11 protein-coding genes and 1 pseudogene are annotated in these 18,176 nt (G+C 73.7%); 4 read left to right on the forward strand and 8 right to left on the reverse strand.

Features of this window, described 5'->3' with window-relative positions; translation table 11 throughout:
* Window positions 1–389: 389 nt before the first annotated feature.
* Window positions 390–1,406, reverse strand: coding sequence for a hypothetical protein (locus ACFWPI_RS12165; protein WP_380377396.1), 1,017 nt, complete (start codon window positions 1,404–1,406; stop codon window positions 390–392).
* A 779-nt stretch (window positions 1,407–2,185) separates the two neighbouring features.
* Here ACFWPI_RS12165 and ACFWPI_RS12170 point away from each other — a divergent pair.
* On the forward strand, window positions 2,186–2,869 hold the full coding sequence (locus ACFWPI_RS12170; protein ID WP_380377394.1) for an alpha/beta fold hydrolase: 684 nt from the start codon (window positions 2,186–2,188) through the stop codon (window positions 2,867–2,869).
* A 36-nt stretch (window positions 2,870–2,905) separates the two neighbouring features.
* On the opposite strand, the gene ACFWPI_RS12175 is transcribed toward ACFWPI_RS12170, so the two are convergent.
* On the reverse strand, window positions 2,906–3,532 hold the full coding sequence (locus tag ACFWPI_RS12175; protein ID WP_380377392.1) for a TetR/AcrR family transcriptional regulator: 627 nt from the start codon (window positions 3,530–3,532) through the stop codon (window positions 2,906–2,908).
* Window positions 3,533–3,720: 188 nt separating this feature from the next.
* Between ACFWPI_RS12175 and ACFWPI_RS12180 the strand changes: the two genes are divergently transcribed.
* On the forward strand, window positions 3,721–4,686 hold the full coding sequence (locus ACFWPI_RS12180) for an alpha/beta hydrolase family protein (protein ID WP_380377390.1): 966 nt from the start codon (window positions 3,721–3,723) through the stop codon (window positions 4,684–4,686).
* Between the two features lie 86 nt (window positions 4,687–4,772).
* Here the strand turns inward: ACFWPI_RS12180 and ACFWPI_RS12185 are convergent, their stop codons facing one another.
* From ACFWPI_RS12185 to ACFWPI_RS12205, 5 genes and pseudogenes are all read right to left on the reverse strand, one after another.
* A complete protein-coding gene (locus ACFWPI_RS12185; RefSeq protein WP_380377388.1) occupies window positions 4,773–5,654 on the reverse strand; it encodes a hypothetical protein in 882 nt (293 codons plus the stop codon).
* 89 nt (window positions 5,655–5,743) lie between these two features.
* On the reverse strand, window positions 5,744–5,944 hold the full coding sequence (locus ACFWPI_RS12190; protein WP_380377387.1) for an MbtH family protein: 201 nt from the start codon (window positions 5,942–5,944) through the stop codon (window positions 5,744–5,746).
* A gap of 49 nt (window positions 5,945–5,993) precedes the next feature.
* Window positions 5,994–6,815, reverse strand: a pseudogene (ddaH, locus tag ACFWPI_RS12195) (dimethylargininase); the annotation flags it as partial.
* Window positions 6,816–6,899: 84 nt separating this feature from the next.
* Window positions 6,900–7,724: an ABC transporter permease gene (locus tag ACFWPI_RS12200; protein ID WP_063352421.1), complete on the reverse strand. Its 825-nt coding sequence runs from the start codon at window positions 7,722–7,724 to the stop codon at window positions 6,900–6,902.
* 79 nt (window positions 7,725–7,803) lie between these two features.
* The gene (locus tag ACFWPI_RS12205) at window positions 7,804–8,715 is read right to left on the reverse strand and encodes an ABC transporter ATP-binding protein (RefSeq protein WP_380338990.1); all 912 of its coding nucleotides are present in this window, start codon (window positions 8,713–8,715) and stop codon (window positions 7,804–7,806) included.
* Window positions 8,716–9,173: 458 nt separating this feature from the next.
* Between ACFWPI_RS12205 and ACFWPI_RS12210 the strand changes: the two genes are divergently transcribed.
* Both ACFWPI_RS12210 and ACFWPI_RS12215 read left to right on the forward strand, forming a co-directional pair.
* The gene (locus ACFWPI_RS12210; protein ID WP_380377384.1) at window positions 9,174–9,650 is read left to right on the forward strand and encodes a GNAT family N-acetyltransferase; all 477 of its coding nucleotides are present in this window, start codon (window positions 9,174–9,176) and stop codon (window positions 9,648–9,650) included.
* 346 nt (window positions 9,651–9,996) lie between these two features.
* On the forward strand, window positions 9,997–17,211 hold the full coding sequence (locus tag ACFWPI_RS12215; RefSeq protein ID WP_380377382.1) for an amino acid adenylation domain-containing protein: 7,215 nt from the start codon (window positions 9,997–9,999) through the stop codon (window positions 17,209–17,211).
* Window positions 17,212–17,285: 74 nt separating this feature from the next.
* Here ACFWPI_RS12215 and ACFWPI_RS12220 read toward each other — a convergent pair whose 3' ends face one another.
* Complete coding sequence (locus ACFWPI_RS12220) at window positions 17,286–18,119, reverse strand: thioesterase II family protein (protein WP_380377381.1); 834 nt, start codon at window positions 18,117–18,119, stop codon at window positions 17,286–17,288.
* Between the last annotated feature and the right edge of the window lie 57 nt (window positions 18,120–18,176).

Here is an 18,176-nt window from a genome sequence, read left to right on the forward strand (position 1 = left end):
AGGGCATGAACGATCACCCCACCCCGGACACCCCCCCCCCCCCCCCGCGCATCCCGAACCAGAGTGTGTCGGCCTGCGGGGGCCGTCCCCCTGTCAGGTGAACGGCCCCGGCAGGATGCTGGTCGGCTGAAGTCCGCGCGGCGCGATCGGTGACCGCCGCGTCGTGCCGCTCAAACAGGGTGATCCGGCTGGCCAGGCTTTCCGGACCTCTCCGTCATGCGGCGACGCTCCGTCACCTGCCAGCGCCGACGTCGGTGTTCGAGGAATGCCTTCCACAGCTCCAGGCGGTGGCGAGAATCCTTCGGAAACATAAAGCGGAGGACTCCGAGGATGACGGCGGCCACCAGAACGGGCGCGGACCCCGGGTGGTCGGTGAGGAACGGCACGGATCAGCCCTTCCTGTCACACAATTCGAGCGTGGCAGTGCCCAGCGCCACCCGGTAGGCGTCGCCGTGTCGAGTGAATCCCGCACCCCTGATTCCAGCCTCCCGGTGAGTCAGGGCCAGCGCCAGGTCATAGGGTTCGGGATAGCCGGTCCAGCGGAACGTCCACGAGTCCTCTGCGCCCCAGAGCCGGCGTACGGCACCGTGCCGGATCACCTCCGGTTCCCTCCTACGTTCGACTCCGGGGCGCTGCAGGGGGTCCCATGACAGACTGGTCGCCCAGCGGCCGCGCCGGTCAACGAGGTTGTAGCGGGAGACGAGACCGGCCAGCAGAGTGGTGGCGTCCCGCGAGATCGGGGGAACCGATGCCAGAGCGCGGCGTTCGTGCCCGGTGAGGTCGTAGTCCACCGTGAAATAGGAGTGCAGGGGCACACGACTGCGCCTGTTGCCGCGCTGGCATCCGGCTGGGTCACCGGTGATGGTCAACAGTGCACCGGTGGGCAGATGACGCAGGCAGAGGGAGCGCTGCCCGTGGCACGTGTAGCTGACCTCGTGTCGTAGTCCGGGGATGCCGCGCGAGACGGTCCCCTTGGTGGCCAGCAGTCTGGTGGCGACGTTCTCCGGGGCGCGCTCCGCCACCATCACCAACTGGTCCCGGCGGGGCGACATCACCGGGTCGTATGAAGCGACGACCGCGTAGCCCCACCTCGCAGTCGGACCGCTGTATACGTTGTCATTGAACAGCGCGAGCGCCAGCAGGGCCCGAAAGGCACGCTGGTCGTCCGAGCAGTGGTCCAGGCCGAGCCCGTGGGTGTCGCTGCTGACCGCGGATCGGGCGGCGGCCTCGCTCTCCGCGGTGTACTGGATGCGGAGCGGGATCCGCTCCTCGGCAGTCATGGTGTGGACGGGCAGCCCGCCCAACTCGCGCGCGGCGGTCAACCGCGCCTGCCGGAAGGGGATCGTGTCCCCGGACTCACGCTGGATGCGGCGTGTGAGCGTAACGATGTCCCTGTCGAGCGTCATGTCCGGCTCCCGGTGGGCGCGACTCAGTGCTCCCGCCCACTGCGCCCCATAGGAGGAACGACAGCTCTGCACCACGCGCGCCCGACGGCACTTTGCGTCCTCAACCCCGGGCGGCTGCGGGAGAAGCCCGGGTCCGACGTAACGGCGAGCGTGGTCGCCTGGCCAAAGCATAGCGCCTTGACGGCGTGCGGACGACGTCAAGAGATCGGCAAGGAGGCTCTGTGGCCGGGGATTTGTGCTGCCGGCTGAGCTCGGGCATCGGGTTGTTCCGGCGGGTCAGCGTCGGCAGGTGGGGCCGTCGACGACCTTGGTACCGGTCGGCGCGGCGGGCGTCGTGGGTTCGACGCGGCTCGGGGGTGCGCCCTGGTGTGGGTTGCGGGGGGGGGGGAGCCCCCGGGGGTGTCGGGGGGTTGGTCGCATCGACCGGGGGCGGGGCGGCGGCGAAGACTGGTGGTCGTCTCGTAGAGGCGAAGGTCGGGTGTCGGTGGCGGGTGGCTTGCCCTGACGCGCCTTCATCATGCAATCGGAGGACGGATCATGACGTCACGCAGTCGGCGAGCAGTGCTCCTGCTCGCCACCGCTGCTCTCGCACTGGGAAGCGCGGCCGCGTGCGGCACGTCCCGCGTGCCGGGTGCGGTCGGCTCGGCCGGTTCGGCGGCCGGCTCTGACGGCCGGCTCTGACGGCCGGCTCTGACGGCTCCGACGGTTCCGCCCGGACGGTCGTCAACAACGGGCACCGGCTGGTCTTCCACGTCACGCCCGGCCGTCTGCCCGCGGTCGTGCTGGATGCCGGCGGCGGGCAGGACTCGTCCTACTGGAAGGACCTGGCGCCGGCCCTGGCCAAGGACACCGGTGCGGAGATCATCACGTACGACCGGGCCGGTCTGGGTGCCAGCGAGGAGGTGGCCGGACCGTGGCGGGTCGACGACGCCGTGTCGGATCTGGCGGCGGTGCTGACGGCGGCAGGCGCCACGAGCCACGTGGTCCTGGCTTCGCACTCGGAGGCCGGGGAGATCGCCACCTACTTCGTGCGCAGCCACCCCGGGTGGGTGGGGGGTGCGGTTCTGATCGACGCCAGCCTGCCCGACTTCTACACCGACGGCGAGATCGACCGGGTCGTGGCCGCGAACAAGGACCAGGTCGCCGCTCTCGCCTCCCAGCCCTCCACTCCCCAGACCCGCCAACTGCTCTCCGTGGCACAGGACTACGCGGCCATGCACCGCGCATACCACCAGGCGTCCTGGCCGCAGGACCTTCCGGCGACGGTCATCGCCTCGGCCAGGACACCGTTCGAGACCTCGCCGCAGGATGCCCAGCTCTGGCGCGACGCGCAGGCGGCGTTCGCTCACGCCGCCCCCGACCGCGACCTGGTCGTGGCCGACAACAGCTCGCACGACGTCCCGCTCGACCGCCCCGACGTGGTGATCAGGTCCGTCCACGCCATGCTGGCCAGGACGGGCTGAACCGGGGAGCTCACGGTTGCGGAAGGCTCTCGCGCGTCAGGATGACGGCGGTCGCTGGAGACCCTGGAGGAGCAGGTCGACCAGGCGGCGGGGGTCGTAGCGGGGGTCGCCGTCGCGGCCGGCGCAGAGGTTGCCGATGCCGCGCATCAGTTCGTAGGCCTGCGTTCCGGGCCTGATCTCGCCGGCCTCGGCCGCGGCGGCGAGCAGCTGTGCGCAGACGGGCACCAGGCGGTCGAGGAAGTAGGCGTGCAGCGCGTCGAAGCCGCTGCCGTCCGACTGCAGCGCGTTGGCGAGTCCGTGCTTGGTGACCAGGAAGTCGACGAAGAGGTCGACCCATTGGCGAAGTGCCGCGAACGGGGAGTCGGCCTCGGCCAGCAGGGCCGGGCCGGCTTCGGCGCAGGCCTCGACCTGGTGGCGGTAGACGGCGACGACGAGATCCGCGCGGGTCGGGAAGTGGCGGTAGATCGTTCCCGTTCCGACGCCCGCCCTGGCCGCGATCTCGCGGATCGGCGCGTCGACGCCGGAGGAGACGAACACCTCGGCGGCGGCGGCCAGCAGCGTCTGCCGGTTGCGCTGCGCGTCGGCCCGCCTTCCCCTGGCCGGCGACTCCCCGGGCGGGGTCTCCCCTGGCTGGGTCTCCCTGGACTGGCCCGCAGTGGACACGACGTTCTCCTTCCGACAGCCGACAGCCGTTGGCCGATGACCGTTGACTAAGCGGAACGCTGTTCCGTATAGTAAGTGGAACAAGGTTCCGGTTACAGCATAGCCGAAACCGGACGCTCCCGACCGCCTCGCCCGACGCCGGCCGCTCAGGCCCGACCGGGAAAGGCCCCCGAAGGGACATGCGCACCATGAGCGAATCGACGCACCCGGCCGACACCTTCGGCCCGCCCGCCCCCGTCCCCGTCCTCTCCGTCAGTCCGGTCGTCCTGCCGGTGCCCGGCCGGGCCGTGGACCTGGAGGTGCGGGTCTCCGCCCCACTGTCCGGGAGCGACCTGCCGGTCGTCCTCCTCTCCCACGGCCAGGGCCACTCGAACCACCTCTCCTCGCTGAACGGCTACGCCCCCCTCGTCAACTTCTGGGCCGCGCACGGCTTCGTCGTGATCCAGCCCACCCACCTCAGCTCGACGACGCTGGACCTCGCCCCCGACACCCCCGGGGCGCCCATGTACTGGCGGTCCCGGGCCGAGGACATGACGCACATCCTCGACCGGCTCGACGCGATCGAGGCCGCCGTCCCCCAACTCCTCGGACGCCTGGACCACGGCAGGGTCGCCGTCGCCGGGCACTCGATGGGCGGGCACACCGCGAGCCTGCTGCTCGGCGCCCGGCTCACCGACCCCGACGACGGGACAACCGTGAACCTGGCCGAGCCCCGGATCACGGCGGGCGTCCTCCTGGCCGCACCCGGCAGGGGCGGTGACGCCCTCACCCCGCAGGTGGCCGAAAACTACCCCTTCCTCTCGACCCCGGACTTCTCCCGGATGACGACGCCCACGCTCGTGGTCGCCGGGGACAAGGACGCCTCCGCCCACCTGACGGTCCGGGGCCCGGACTGGCACACCGATCCGTACACCCTCTTCCCCGGCCCCAAGTCGCTGCTCACCCTGTTCGACGCGGAGCACGGACTCGGCGGGATCTCCGGATACGACGTCGCCGAGACCACGGACGAGAACCCCGCACGGGTCGCGCTGCTCCAACGGCTCACCTGGGCCTACCTGCGCACCGCGCTCCACCCCGGCGACCCCGCCTGGCAGACGGCATGCGAAGCGCTGGCAGCCGAAGCCGACCCGCTCGGCCGGGTCGACTCCAAGTAGCACCGGCCGACCGCGTACGTCATTCGACGCCGCCTCCCCGGTGAGTACGAGAGCGCGGGTGGTCGAACGGCCGTCGACCACCCGCGCTACTCCACCGGCGAAACGTGCAGCGCAGGAAGCGTGGGCGCCGTGGCCGGTCGTCCCGTCAACTCGCGGTAATGGCGCACCCGGAACACCCCGGACAGACCCGCCGTCACCGTCACAGCGAGCGCCAGCCACAGGGTGGAGCCCGCCATGGCGAGCACCCCGAAGGCCCGGTCGACCGCCGTGAGGCCCACGCCGAAGACCGCCACCGACGGAAAGAAGGACAGCGTGACGGGCAGAGCGATCCAGGTCGAACTGCGCGCGGTGTCCCCGCCGTGGGACCGGAACGCCTGCCGGGAAGTCCGCATCGCCTCACGGACCCCGATGCCGTCGATCATCATCGCCGGCAGTACCAGGTAGGAAGCCATCGCCCACGGGATGCCGACCAGCAGCAGCGACCCGAAGAAGATCACCACCACACCGACCAGTGCCCACACCACGATCGCCGGCAGCCGCCGCAGCGCCCGCCCGTAGCCGGCCCCGATCCCGACCGGCCGCCCCCGCAACGCGTCATCCGCCGCGACGATCAGCACCGCGTTGAAGAACGTGGCGAAGACCGCCACAACGAGGATCGCGACCACCACCAATGCCACGTTCCCCAGGACGGCCCCCGACCACAGCCCCGCCACCCCCAAGGCGAGCGCCCCGACCAACCCGGCGAGCACCACACCGGCGATCCCGGGCAGGAGCAGCAGCGCCTTGTGCTCCCACATCACCCGCGCCGATTCCCTGACCGGCCTCTCCGTGCACAACGTCCCACCCCAAAGGTTCTTAGCCGGGCGCGGCAGGTCACTCCCTGTGGCTCTCCGGCAGCTCCCGGCCCGCTTCCTGATCGGCCGTCCGTCGAACTCGTCGCGCAGCGGCCTCAGCAGGAACTCTGCCATCCCGTAGGGCAGCCGTCTGCGGGCCAGGGAGGGGTGCTGCGTTTCTGCGGCACGACCGGGCGGGGTGAGTGGGCGGGGCGGTGTGGGGGTCAGTCGTGGGTCAGGGTGCGGGGGCGGATGTCGGGCCAGGTCTGCTCGATGTGGTCGAGGCAGGCCTGGCGTCGCGCTGCGCCGAACACCGTCTTCCAGCCTTCGGGCACGGTGGCGAAGGCGGGCCACAGTGAGTGCTGGCCTTCTGCGTTGACCAGGACCAGGTAGTCGGCGTCGGGGTCGTCGAAGGGATTCGTCACCGCGTCGTCCTCTCGTGCTCGGTGAAAACCGGTGGGCTTGTCGGTGCGGTCAGTGGCCGCGCAGTTCCAGGGTGCAGCACTTGACGCTGCCGCCCGCCTTGAGGAGTTCGGTGAGGTCCACGCCGATCGGCTCGAAGCCGCGTCGGCGCAGTTCGCCGATCAGGTGGGTGGCCGACTCGGGGAGCAGGACGTGGCGGCCGTCGGAGAGCGCGTTGAGGCCGAAGACGGCGGCGTCCTCGGCGGTCGCCTGGATGGCGTCCGGGAACAGTTCGCGCAGTACCGCCCGGCTGCCGGGGGTGAAGGCCTCCGGGTAGTACATGATCTCGTCGTCGGAGAGGACGGCGAGCGCCGTGTCCAGGTGGTAGAACTCCGGGTCGACCAGGGTCAGGCTGGTCACCGGGACGCCGAAGAACTCCTGGGCCTCGGCGTGCGACCTCGGGTCGGTGCGGAAGCCCGTGCCGGCCAGCAGCCGGCGGCCGGCCAGCAGGTAGTCGCCCTCGCCCTCGTTGATGTGCTCGGGCCACAGCAGTTCGGACCAGCCCCGCTCGCGGAACCAGGACAGGTAGGCCGGGCCCTCGGCGGTGCGCTCGGCGTGGCGGAAGCGCGCGCCCAGGACCTTCCCGTCGACCACGGTCGCGCCGTTGGCCGCGAAGACCATGTCGGGCAGTCCGGGCAGCGGGTCGATCTCCTCGACGGTGTGGCCGAGTTCGCGGTAGAGGTCGCGCAGCCTGGTCCACTGGGCGAGCGCGAGCGCGCCGTCGACCGGCTTCTCCGGGTGCATCCAGGGGTTGATGGAGTAGCTGACGCCGAAGTGGCTGGGCCGGCACATCAGGAAACGGCGCGGGCTCGCGGCGCGGGCTGTCATCGGGGTGGTTCTCCTTGGTCTGCGTGCTGCACGGTCTACGTGTTGCGGGTCTGCGGGTCTGCGTGTTGCTCCGGGAGGTCCGGGGCCGGTTCAGTCGATGAGTCGGCGGCGCATCCCGCGGACGGCCAGGAACCAGGCGAGGACGGCGAATGCGGCCAGGACGGCCCCGTGCAGGGCGTCGCCCGCCCCGAGCGTCCCGAAGGCGGCGTGGCGCACCAGCTGCGTGCAGTGGAAGATCGGGTTGACGGCCGCCACTCCCTGGACCCAGTCGGGCAGCCCGTCCAGCGGGAAGAACACGCCCGCGGCCATCACCAGCGGTGTGAGCACGCCGGACACCACGAGCCGCAGCCAGTCGATCGCCGGCACCAGGCAGGACACCCACATGCCGAGCAGGGCGAAGGCGAAGCCGGAGACCAGCGCCACCAGCGGCACCAGCAGCAGCTCCGGCCCCGGCGGCAGGCCGATGGCGAGGCAGACCAGCAGCGGCGCGGTGCCGTAGACGGAGGACTTGACGGCGATCCAGGACGCCTCGGCGGTGACCAGTTCCCAGACGTCGACGGGCTGGCACAGGACGGCGTCGTAGATCTTCTGGTACTTGCGGCGGTTGAAGCTCTCGAACATCCCGGCGAAGGCCGAGGCGAAGAGCACCGAGGTGACCACCATGCCGACGCCGACGAACTGCGGGTACGGGTGTCCCTGGACCGAGTCGATCAGCCGGCTGAAGCCGATGCCGAACCCGGTCATGTAGACCAGCGGCTCGATCAGCGAGCCGAAGGTGATGGCGGGCCAGTAGCGGCGGAAGAGCAGCAGTTCGCGCAGCCACACCGCCCGCATGGTCGGCCACAGGGCGGGCGGGAGGCCTGGGGCGGGGCCGGTCTGGGCCTCGGTGCGGGGCATGGGCGTCGCCGTCGTCATCGGGTGTCCTCTCTGTGGGGGCGGGCAGGCGGGCGGTAGGTCAGGGGACGAGGGGGGCGAGGGAGCGGCCGGCCCGGGCTCAGCCGAACAGCTCTCCGGTCAGTGCGACGAACACGTCCTCCAGGGAGGTCGGGCGCAGCACGTCCGGCGGGCCGAGACGCTCGTGCAGCTGCGCGGAGATGGTCTCGGCGCGCAGGACGGAGACCGCCGGCCCGGTCCGCCGGCTGGGCAGTCCGGCCCGGGCGGCCTCGGCCTCGACGAGTTCGCGCCGGGCCGCGTCGCCCCGGTACTCGGCGGCCTGTGCGCCCGCGTGCGCGCGCAGCAGTTCGGCGGGGGTGCCCCGGGCGATCACCCGGCCGCCGGTCACCACGGCCACCTCGTCGGCGAGCCGTTCCGCCTCTTCGATGTAGTGGGTCGACATGACGACGGTGGTGCCGCTCTCGCGCATCCCGTCGATGACGTCCCACAGGTCCTGCCGGATCTGCGGGTCCAGGCCGACGGTGGGCTCGTCCATGAGCAGCAGCCGCGGGTTGTTGACGATGCCCCGGGCCAGCAGGACCCGGCGGCGCATGCCGCCGGAGAGCGCGTCGGCGCGGGTGTTCGCGCGGTCGGTCAGCCGGACGGCGGCCAGCGCCTGGTCGACCGCCTCACGGTAGCGCTCGCGCGGCAGGGCCGTGAACCGGACGAACACGTCGAGATTCTGGCGCACCGTCAGTTCGGGGTCGATGTTGTCGTGCTGCGGGACGACGCCGACCAGGGAGCGGGCGCGGCGGGAGTCCTCCGGCATCCGGTGCCCGAACACCTCCACGGTGCCCGCGTCCGCGCGGGTCTGCCCCGTGAGCATCCGCATGGTGGTGGACTTGCCCGCGCCGTTGGGCCCGAGCAGGCCCAGGAACATGCCGGGCGGCACTTCCAGGTCCAGGCCGCCCACCGCGGTGGTGGCACCGAACGTCTTGACCGCGCCGCTGATTCGGACGGCAGGAGTGTCCACGCGGGCGCTCCTTTCGGGGAGTCGGGGAAGGCAGGAGAAGCGCAGGGGATGTGCAGGGGATGTGCAGGGCAAGGCGAGGAGAAGGCGGAGGAAGTCGGGCGAGGCCAGGGGAAGTTCGGCGTCGGGGAAGGTACAAGGGAAGTCGGGGAATGTCACCGCCCGGTGCGCCGAAATCCTCGCTCCCCGGGGGCCGGGCCCGCGCGATCATCTAACCGCAGAATCGACTTGTCAGGAACCTGCTTTCGGGGGTTCCCCTGTCCATGACCAGGTGTTAGGTTGCTCGAAGATCAATGCCGCCGGGACGCACTATGTCGGCCCATCCGGGGGGAAATTCGGCTCCATCGCCCATAGTTCGCGACCGTAGCGTCGGTGTGCAACGGGTGCCGATCACGTATTCCTCCTTCGGTCGTCACCCGCGGCACCACCACCCCTTCACGCACCTGACCGAGGAGATGTGGATGCAGTCCGACGGACCGCTCACCGCGAACGTCCGCCTGCGGGCCGCGGTAGCCGAGGACGCCGGTGTCGTCACCGAGGTCTTCCTGGCCTCCCGCACCGCGACCATGCCGTACCTGCCCCGTCTGCACAGTGACGAGGCCACCCTGAGCTGGATCACCCACGTCGTGCTCCCGGACACCCGGGTGTGGCTGGCCGAGGACGCCGGGACCGGGGCCGTGCTGGGCTTCGCCTCGCTCGACGGCAGCCTGCTCGACCACCTCTACCTGCGCCCCGAGGCGCGTCGTCGCGGCATCGGGACGGTGCTGCTGGAGGCCGTCAAGTCGGCCAGCCCGCAGGAGCTCTCGCTGCACGTCTTCCAGAAGAACACCGAGGCGCGCGCCTTCTACGAGCGGCACGGCTTCGTCGTGGTGGACACCAACGACGGCAGCCGCAACGAGGAGAACGAGCCGGACATGACCTACCGCTGGACCGCGTGACTCCCGCCCGCACAGCGCGGTAGCCGGCAGTCCCCCCGCCGAGGGACGTCGGCGGGCCCCCACGGCCCCGGAGCCCACAAGGACCCCCGGAGGCCACCACGGCCGGGGCCCGCGACGGCCCCGGGGCCCCCGGCGGCCCGCGAATCACCGCGGCCCGCACATCACCACAGCGGGGCTCACAACGGCCTGAACTCACCACGGCCGCGGCCCCGACGGCCCCGGGGCCCACGACGCCCCGCGACTCACCACGGCCGGGGCCCACAACGGCCAAGAGCCACCGGAAACCACCGTCCGGCCCGCCCGACCCACCCGGCCGGCGGGGCGGTTCCACCTGGAGGGATGCCCCGTGCTGGGCGAACACAGCCTGCCCGCGGAGACACCGCTGTCGTACGCACAGTTGGCGCTCTGGTTCAACGACCGCCTCCAAGGCGGCGACGCCTCGTACAACGTCCCGGTGGCGCTGCGGCTGACCGGCCCGGTCGACCACGAGGCGCTGCGGTCCGCCCTGGCCGACGTGGTGGAGCGGCACGCGGCCCTGCGCACCGTCTTCCCCGAGCGCGATGGCGTACCGCGCCAGCAGGTGCTGGCGATGGCCGAGCTGGCGCCGGTCCTCACCGTGGTGCCCGTCACCGAGGAGGAGCTGCCCGCCCTGATCGAGGCCGGGGCCGGGCACGTCTTCGACCTGGAGGCCGAGGCCCCGCTGCGGGTGCACCTGTTCGTGCTCGGCCCGCAGCAGCACGTGGTGCTGATGGTGCTGCACCACATCGCCGGCGACGGCTGGTCGCTGGCCCCGCTGGCCCGCGACCTGAGCACCGCCTACCTGGCCCGCAGCCAGGACCGGGCGCCCGTCTGGTCCCCGCTGCCCGGCACGTACGCCGAGTACGCCGTGCGCCAGCACGCGAACCTCGGCGACCTGGACGACCCGCAGGGCCAGGGCGGGCGCCAACTCGCCTACTGGCGCCAGGCGTTGGCGGGCCTGCCGGACTTCCTGGAGCTGCCCACCGACCACCCCCGCCCGGCCGTGATGTCGCACCGGGGCGAGTACTTCCCGTGGGACCTCCCGGCCGAGCTGCACCGCGAGCTGCTGGCGCTGTCCCGCTCCTGCCGGGTCAGCATGTTCATGGTGCTCCAGGCGGCGCTGGCGACGGTGCTGACCCGGTCGGGGGCCGGTACGGACATCCCGATCGCCAGCCCGATCGCGGGCCGCACCGACGAGCGCTACGACGACGTGGTCGGCTACTTCGTCAACCCGTTGGTCCTGCGCCTGGACACCTCCGGTGACCCGACCTTCCGCGAGCTGCTCAAGCGGGTGCGCCGCACCGACCTCCAGGGCTTCGCCCACCAGGAGTTCCCGTTCGAGCGGCTGATCACCGCGCTCAATCCGCACCGCTCGCTGGGCTGGCACCCGCTGTTCCAGGTGATGCTGGCCTTCCAGAACACCCCCGAGGCCTCCCTCGCGCTGCCCGGCATCGAGAGCGAGATCGCCGAGGCGGGCCCGGGCGGTGCCAAGTTCGACCTGTCCTTCAACATGCGCGAGGTGCACGACGCCGACGGCGCCCCGGCCGGGCTCGGCTGCTTCGTCGAGTACAGCACCGACCTGTTCACCCGCGAGGGCGCCGAGGCCCTGACCGCCCGGCTCGGCCGGCTGCTCGCCGCGGCCGCGGCCGACCCGGACCAGCGGATCGGCGGGTACGACCTGCTCGGCGCCGAGGAGCGGCTCGACCTGTTCGAGCGCGCCCACGGGCCCGCTCTGCCCGTCCTGCCCACCCTGCCGGCCCCCGCCGTGACGTACCACGGCGCCTTCGAGGAGCGCGCCGCCCTGGAGGGCGAGGTCACGGCCCTCGTCGCCGAGGACGGCCGGTTCACCTTCGCCGAGGTCAACGAGCGGGCCAACCGGCTCGCCCGGGAGCTCGTGCGGCGCGGGGCCGGCCCCGAGCGCTACGTCGTCCTGGCGCTGCCGCGCACCACCGACCTGCTGATCGCGCTGCTCGCCGTCCTCAAGTCGGGCGCCGCCTACATACCGGTCAGCCCCGCCATGCCGCGCGAGCGGCTGGCCGGCATCCTCGCCGACGCCGCCCCGGTCTGCGTGCTCGCCACGGCCGCCGACGCCGGCCGGCTGCCGGACGGCGCGCCCGTCCTGGTGCTGGACGAGCCCGGGGCGCGGGCCGCCGTCGCCGCCCACCCCGGCGGGAACCTGACGGACGCCGACCGCACCGGCCCCACCGGCCCGGACGACCCGGCCTACGTCATCCACACCTCCGGCTCGACCGGGGTGCCCAAGGGCGTGGTGATCCCGCACGGCGGCCTCAGCAGCCTGATGCACCACCACCGCACCCGCATGGTCCGCCCGTCCGGCGGCCCGCAGGGCCGGCGCCTCCAGCTCGGCCTGGTCGCCTCGATCACCTTCGACACCGCCTGGGAGCCGCTGTTCTGGCTGCTGGAGGGCCACCCGCTGCACCTGCTGAGCGACGAGGTCCGGCTCGACCCGCAGGCCCTGGTCGGCTACGTCCGCCGGGAGCGCCTCGACTTCCTGGACCTCACCCCGACGTACGTCCCGGCGCTCACCGCCGCCGGCCTGTTCGCCGAGGGCCACCACCGCCCGGCCGTGCTGATGCTGGGCGGCGAGGCCGTCGGGCCGGCGCTGTGGAGCGAACTCTCCGCCCTGCCGGACGTGGCGGTGTTCAACTACTACGGCCCGACCGAGTGCACCGTCGACGCGCTCGCCTGCTCCCTGGCGGACAGCCGCACCCCCGTCATCGGCCGCCCGCTCGACAACACCCGGGCGTACCTGCTGGACGACCTGCTGCGCCCCGTCCCGCTCGGCGTGCCCGGCGAGCTCTACCTGTCCGGTCCGCACCTGGCCCGCGGCTACCTGCGCCGCCCCGCGCTCACCGCCGAGCGCTTCGTCGCCGACCCGTACGGCCCGCCCGGCGCCCGGATGTACCGCACCGGCGACCTCGCCCGGATGCGCCGCGACGGCCAGGTGGAGTACCTCGGCCGGGCCGACGGGCAGATCAAGATCCGCGGTTTCCGGATCGAGCCCGGCGAGATCGAGGCGGTGCTGCTGCGCCACCCCGCGATCGTGCAGGCCGCCGTCCTGGCCCGGGGCGCCGGCGCCGAGGAGCGCCACCTCGCCGCCTACCTGGTGACCGAGGACGGGAACGCCCCCGACCTCGCCGAGGTGCGCGAGCTGCTGGCCGGGCAGCTGCCCGACTACATGATCCCGGCGGCCTACGCCGTGCTGGCCCGGCTCCCGCTCAACTCCAGTGGGAAGCTGGACGGTTCCGCTCTGCCGGAGCCCGAGCTGCGGGCCGCCACCGGCCGCTCCCGGGCCCCCCGGGACGCCCGCGAGGCCGCGCTGTGCGCGCTGCTCGCCGAGGTCCTCGGCGTGGCCGAGGTCGGCCCCGACGACGACTTCTTCGCGCTCGGCGGCCACTCCCTGCTCGCCACCCGGCTGGTCAGCCGGGTGCGCACCGCCCTGGGGGCCGAACTGCCCATCCGGGCGGTCTTCGAGAGCCCGACGGCCGCCGGGCTCGCCCGCGCGGTGGACGCCGGGCGATGTCGCCCGGCGCTGGCCGCCGCCGCCCGCCCCGAGCGGATCCCGCTCTCGCACGCCCAGCGCCGGCTCTGGTTCCTCCAGCAGCTGGACCCGCACAGCGACGCGTACCACATCCCGCTGGCCCTGCGCCTGACCGGCGCCCTGGACATGGACGCCCTCGCCGCCGCGCTGCACGACTGCGCCGCACGCCACGAGGCCCTGCGCACCGTCTTCCCGCTCTCCCGCGGCGAGGACGCGGCCCCCCACCAGCGGATCCTCGCCCCGGAGCAACTCCCGCCGCTGCTGCGGCAGTCCGGCACCGCCACGGTGACCGAGGAGGGCCTGACCGAGGCCCTGCGCACCGCCGCCGCCCAGCCCTTCGACCTCGCGTCGGAGCCGCCGCTGCGCGCCCACCTCTTCGCCCTCGCCCCCGAGCGGCACGTCCTGCTGCTGACGGTCCACCACATCGCTTGCGACGGCTGGTCGATGGGCCCGCTCGCCCGCGACCTGGGCGCCGCCTACCAGGCCCGCACGGCCGGCCGGGCCCCCGAGTGGAGCGCCCTGCCCGTCCAGTACGCCGACTACACCCAGTGGCAGCTCGCGCTGCTCGGGGACGACGAGGACCCGGGCAGCACCGCCGCCCGGCAGTGGCAGTACTGGAGCGGGGCGCTGGCCGGCCTGCCCGAGGAGATCGCGCTGCCGGTGGACCGGCGGCGCACCGCCGAGACCGGCCAGCAGGCCGGCCGGGTGCCGCTGCGGCTGAGCGGCGCGGACCACCGCGCCCTGGCGGAGCTCGCCCGGGCCGACGGCGCCAGCCTCTTCATGGCCGTCCAGGCCGGTCTGGCGGCTCTGCTCACCCGCCTCGGCGCCGGCACCGACCTGCCGATCGGCACCCCGATCGCCGGGCGCACCGACGAGGCCCTGGACGACCTGGTCGGCTTCTTCGTCAACACGCTGGTGCTGCGCACCGACACCGACGGGGACCCGGGCTTCCGGGAGCTGCTGCGCCGCGTCAAGGACGCCGACCTCGCCGCCTACGCCCACCAGGACCTGCCGTTCGAGCGGATCGTCGAGCTGGTCAACCCGGAGCGCTCCCCCGGCCGCCACCCGCTCTTCCAGGTCGCCCTGGTGATGGAGCAGGCGGGCGCCGCCGTGGAGATCCCCGGCCTCGACAGCGAGCTGCTCACCGCCGGCCCGGCGCCGGCCAAGTTCGACCTCACCGTCACCCTGGGCACGCCCGCCGGCCCGGACGACGAGCTGACCGGCGCCGTCGAGTACCGCGCCGACCTGTTCGACCGGGCCACGGTCGAGGCGATCGCCGGCTGCCTGACGCGGCTGCTCGGCGCGGCCGCGGCCGATCCCCAGCGGCCGATCTCCCGGCTCGAACTGTCCGCCGAGGGCGAGCGGCCGCGGCTGCTGGAGCGCTCCGCCGGCGAGCGGCGGGAGCTGGCCCCGACCACGCTGGCCGCCCTCGTGTCGGCAGGGCTCGCCGCGCCGTCCGACACCCCCGCCCTGGTGTTCGAGGGCCGGGCGCTCGGCCCGGCCGAGCTGGACCGCCGGATCGACGCGCTGGCCCACCGGCTCGCCGCGGTCGGTGTCCGCCCGGGCAGCCGGGTCGCGGTGGCCGTGCCCCGCTCGGTGGAGCTCGTGGTGGCGCTGTGCGCCGTCCACCGCGCCGGCGGCGCCTACCTGCCGCTGGACCCGGACTACCCGGCCGACCGGCTCGCGTACATGCTGGCGGACGCCCGCCCGGCCGCGGTGATCGCCGCCCCGGAGCAGGCCGCCGCGCTGCGCCCCGCCGAGGGCGTGCCCTGCCTGTCGCCGCAGGACCTGCCGGCGCCCGAGGGCGTCGCGCCGACCGCCCCCGGCCCCGGGGACCCGGCCTACGTGATCTACACCTCGGGCTCGACCGGGCGGCCGAAGGGCGTGCTCGTCCCGCACCACGCCATCGCCAACCGGCTGCGCTGGGGCCAGGAGGAGTACCGGCTCGGCGCCCGGGACGGCGTGCTGCAGAAGACCTCGGCCAGCTTCGACATCTCGCTGTGGGAGTTCTTCTGGCCGCTGATCACCGGCGCCACCCTGGTGCTGGCGAAGCCCGACGGGCACCGCGACCCGGCCTACCTGGCGGAGCTGATCCAGCGCGAGGGCGTGAGCGTCGCCCAGTTCGTGCCGTCCATGCTGGACGTCTTCCTCCAGCACCCGCGAGCCGCCGAGTGCACCGGGCTGCGCCTGGTGGTGGCCAGCGGCGAGGCGCTGCCCGCGGCCACCGTGCGCCGGTTCCGGCAGGTGCTCCCGGGCGTCCGGCTGGACAACCTCTACGGGCCCACCGAGGCCGCCGTGGAGGTGACGGCCTGGGAGTGCGGCCCGGCGGACGAGCAGGCGCACCCGGTGCCGATCGGGCGGCCGGTCTGGAACTCCGGCGGCTACGTGCTGGACACCGCCCTCAACCCCGTCCCGCCGGGCGTGCCGGGTGAGCTCTACCTGACCGGCGAGCAGCTCGCGTACGGCTACCTCGGCCGCTCGGCGCTCACCGCCGAGCGCTTCGTCGCGGACCCGCACGGCGCGCCGGGCACCCGGATGTACCGCACGGGCGACCTGGCCCGCCACCGCCCCGACGGCGTGGTGGAGTACCTGGGCCGGGTGGACAGCCAGGTGAAGCTGCGCGGCCACCGCATCGAGCTCGGCGAGATCGAGACCCGGCTCGGCGAGCACCCTGCGGTCACGGCCTGCGCCGTCACCGTGCGCGAGGACCGGACCGGCACCGCCCGGCTGGTCGCGTACGTGGTGCCGGACGGCGCCGCGCAGCCGCCCACGGCCGCCGCGCTGCGCGCCCACCTGCGCGGCCACCTGCCCGAGTTCATGGTGCCCACCGCCTACGTGCTGCTCGGCGCGCTGCCGGTGACGGCCAACGGCAAGCTGGACCGCCGGGCGCTGCCCGAGCCGCAGACCCACGTCGAGAGCCGGGCCCGGGAGCCGCGCACGCCGGCCGAACGCACGCTGGTCGCGGTCTTCGCCGAGCTGCTGGGCGTGCCCGCGGTCGGCCCGGAGGACGACTTCTTCCTGCTCGGCGGCCACTCGCTGCTGCTGATCCGGCTGGTCGAGCGCATCCACGCGGAGTTCGGCGTCGACCTGCCCGTGAAGGCGCTGTTCGAGGCCCCGACCCCGGCCGCGCTGGCGCAGCGGCTGACCGGGCCGCGGCCCGGGCGCGCCGACGCCCCCTTCGAACCGCTCCTGGCCCTGCGGGCCACGGGCGACCGGGCGCCGCTGTTCTGCGTCCACCCGGTGACGGGCGACGGCCTCGGCTTCATCGGCCTGCTGCGCGGGCTCGACCCGGACCAGCCGGTCCACGCCTTCCAGGGCATCGGCCCGGTCGGCGGCGGGGAGCGGCCGGCCGACGTGGACGGCCTGGCCCGGGAGTACCTGGCGCGGATGCGCGCCGTCCAGCCGCACGGCCCCTACCGGGTGCTCGGCTGGTCCTTCGGCGGGCTGGTCGCGCACCAGATCGGCGTGCTGCTGCGCGAGCAGGGCGAGCAGGTCGACCTGGTCGCGCTGCTGGACAGCCACCCGGCGCCGCCGGACGCCGGGGAGGTCACCGACACCGCCGTGCTGGCCGAGCTGCTGACGGCGACGGGCGCGCCCGCCGCCGAGGTGGCGGCCGTCCTGGCGCAGCAGTGGCGGCCCAAGCCCTCGGAGCTGCTCGACCGGCTGGCCGTGGCGCTGCGCGAGGCCGCGCCGCGCGACGAGGACGAGCTGGCGGTGTTCCTCGACTCCTGCCGCTACCACGCCGCGCTGATGGCGGCGTGGACGCCGGGGGTGCTGGACGCGCCGCTGACCACCTTCACCGCGACCGGCGACCACCGGCCGCAGGACACGGTGGCCGTCTGGTCGGCCCACGCCACCGGGCCGGTGGCCAACCACCCGCTCGCCGCCCGGCACCTGGACCTCGCCGACGCCGGGCCGATCGACGAGATCGCCCGGGTCGTCGCCGCCGTCCTGCGACGGGCCGACGAGGGCCGGCGATGACGGTCCGTCCGGAGCGTTCCGGACGGACCGCCACCCGCCGCCCGGCCCCGTCGTACGGAACCGGGCGGCCGGGGTCAGGCGCCCGGCGCCCGGCCCTCCTGGGGGCCGTCCGCGGTGTCCAGGCACGCCCGGGCCTGCGCCGCGAGCTCCGCGAGCACCTCGGCCCGCTGCTGGTGCAGGAAGAAGTGGTCGCCCGGCAGGATGCGGTGACGGAAGCCGGCCGCCGTGGTGGACCGCCAGCCGGTGATCCACTCCGGTCCGGCCATCAGGTCGTCGGCGCCGCCGAGCGCCAGCACCGGGCAGGGCAGCACGGTCGGCCGGATCCGGTCGTTGTACTCGCCCAGCAGGGTGACGTCGGCCCGGAGCACCGGCAGGATCATCTGCATCAGGTCGGCGAACTCCAGCACCTCGGCCGGGGTCCCGCCGAGGCCGACGATGCGCTCCAGGAGTTCGTCGTCGGTGAGTCCGTGCAGCCGGGTGACGTCCGGGGTGCCGGGGGCCCGGCCGCCGGAGACCACGAGGGACAGCGGCAGCGGCCGTGCCTCGGCGGCGAGCCGGCGGGTCGTCTCGTAGGCGATCCGGGCGCCCATGCTGTGGCCGAAGAGGATGAACGGTTCGTCCGCCGGGCGGCTCGCCAGCAGGGCGAGCAGGCCGTCGACCACCTCGTCCATGACGGCCGACGGCGGCTCGGCGAGGCGGGTGCCCCGGCCCGCCAGTTCCACCGGAACGATCGTCAGGCCCGGCTGCTCGCCGGACCGGGCCCACGGCAGGTAGGCGCTCGCGGAGCCGCCGGCGTGCGGCAGGCAGTAGACGCGTACGGGCCCGGACCGCCCGTTCGGCGCGGCGTCCCGGTGCCACGGCGTCCATCGGGCCACCTCGTCGTGCTGTACGGCGGACGAACCGGTCATCGCTGCTCCTTTTTCTTTCCCAGTCAATTACGCGAAGCCTGAACAGGCCTCCCGCAC

This window comes from Kitasatospora sp. NPDC058492 (assembly GCF_042720685.1).
Taxonomy (GTDB): domain Bacteria; phylum Actinomycetota; class Actinomycetes; order Streptomycetales; family Streptomycetaceae; genus Kitasatospora.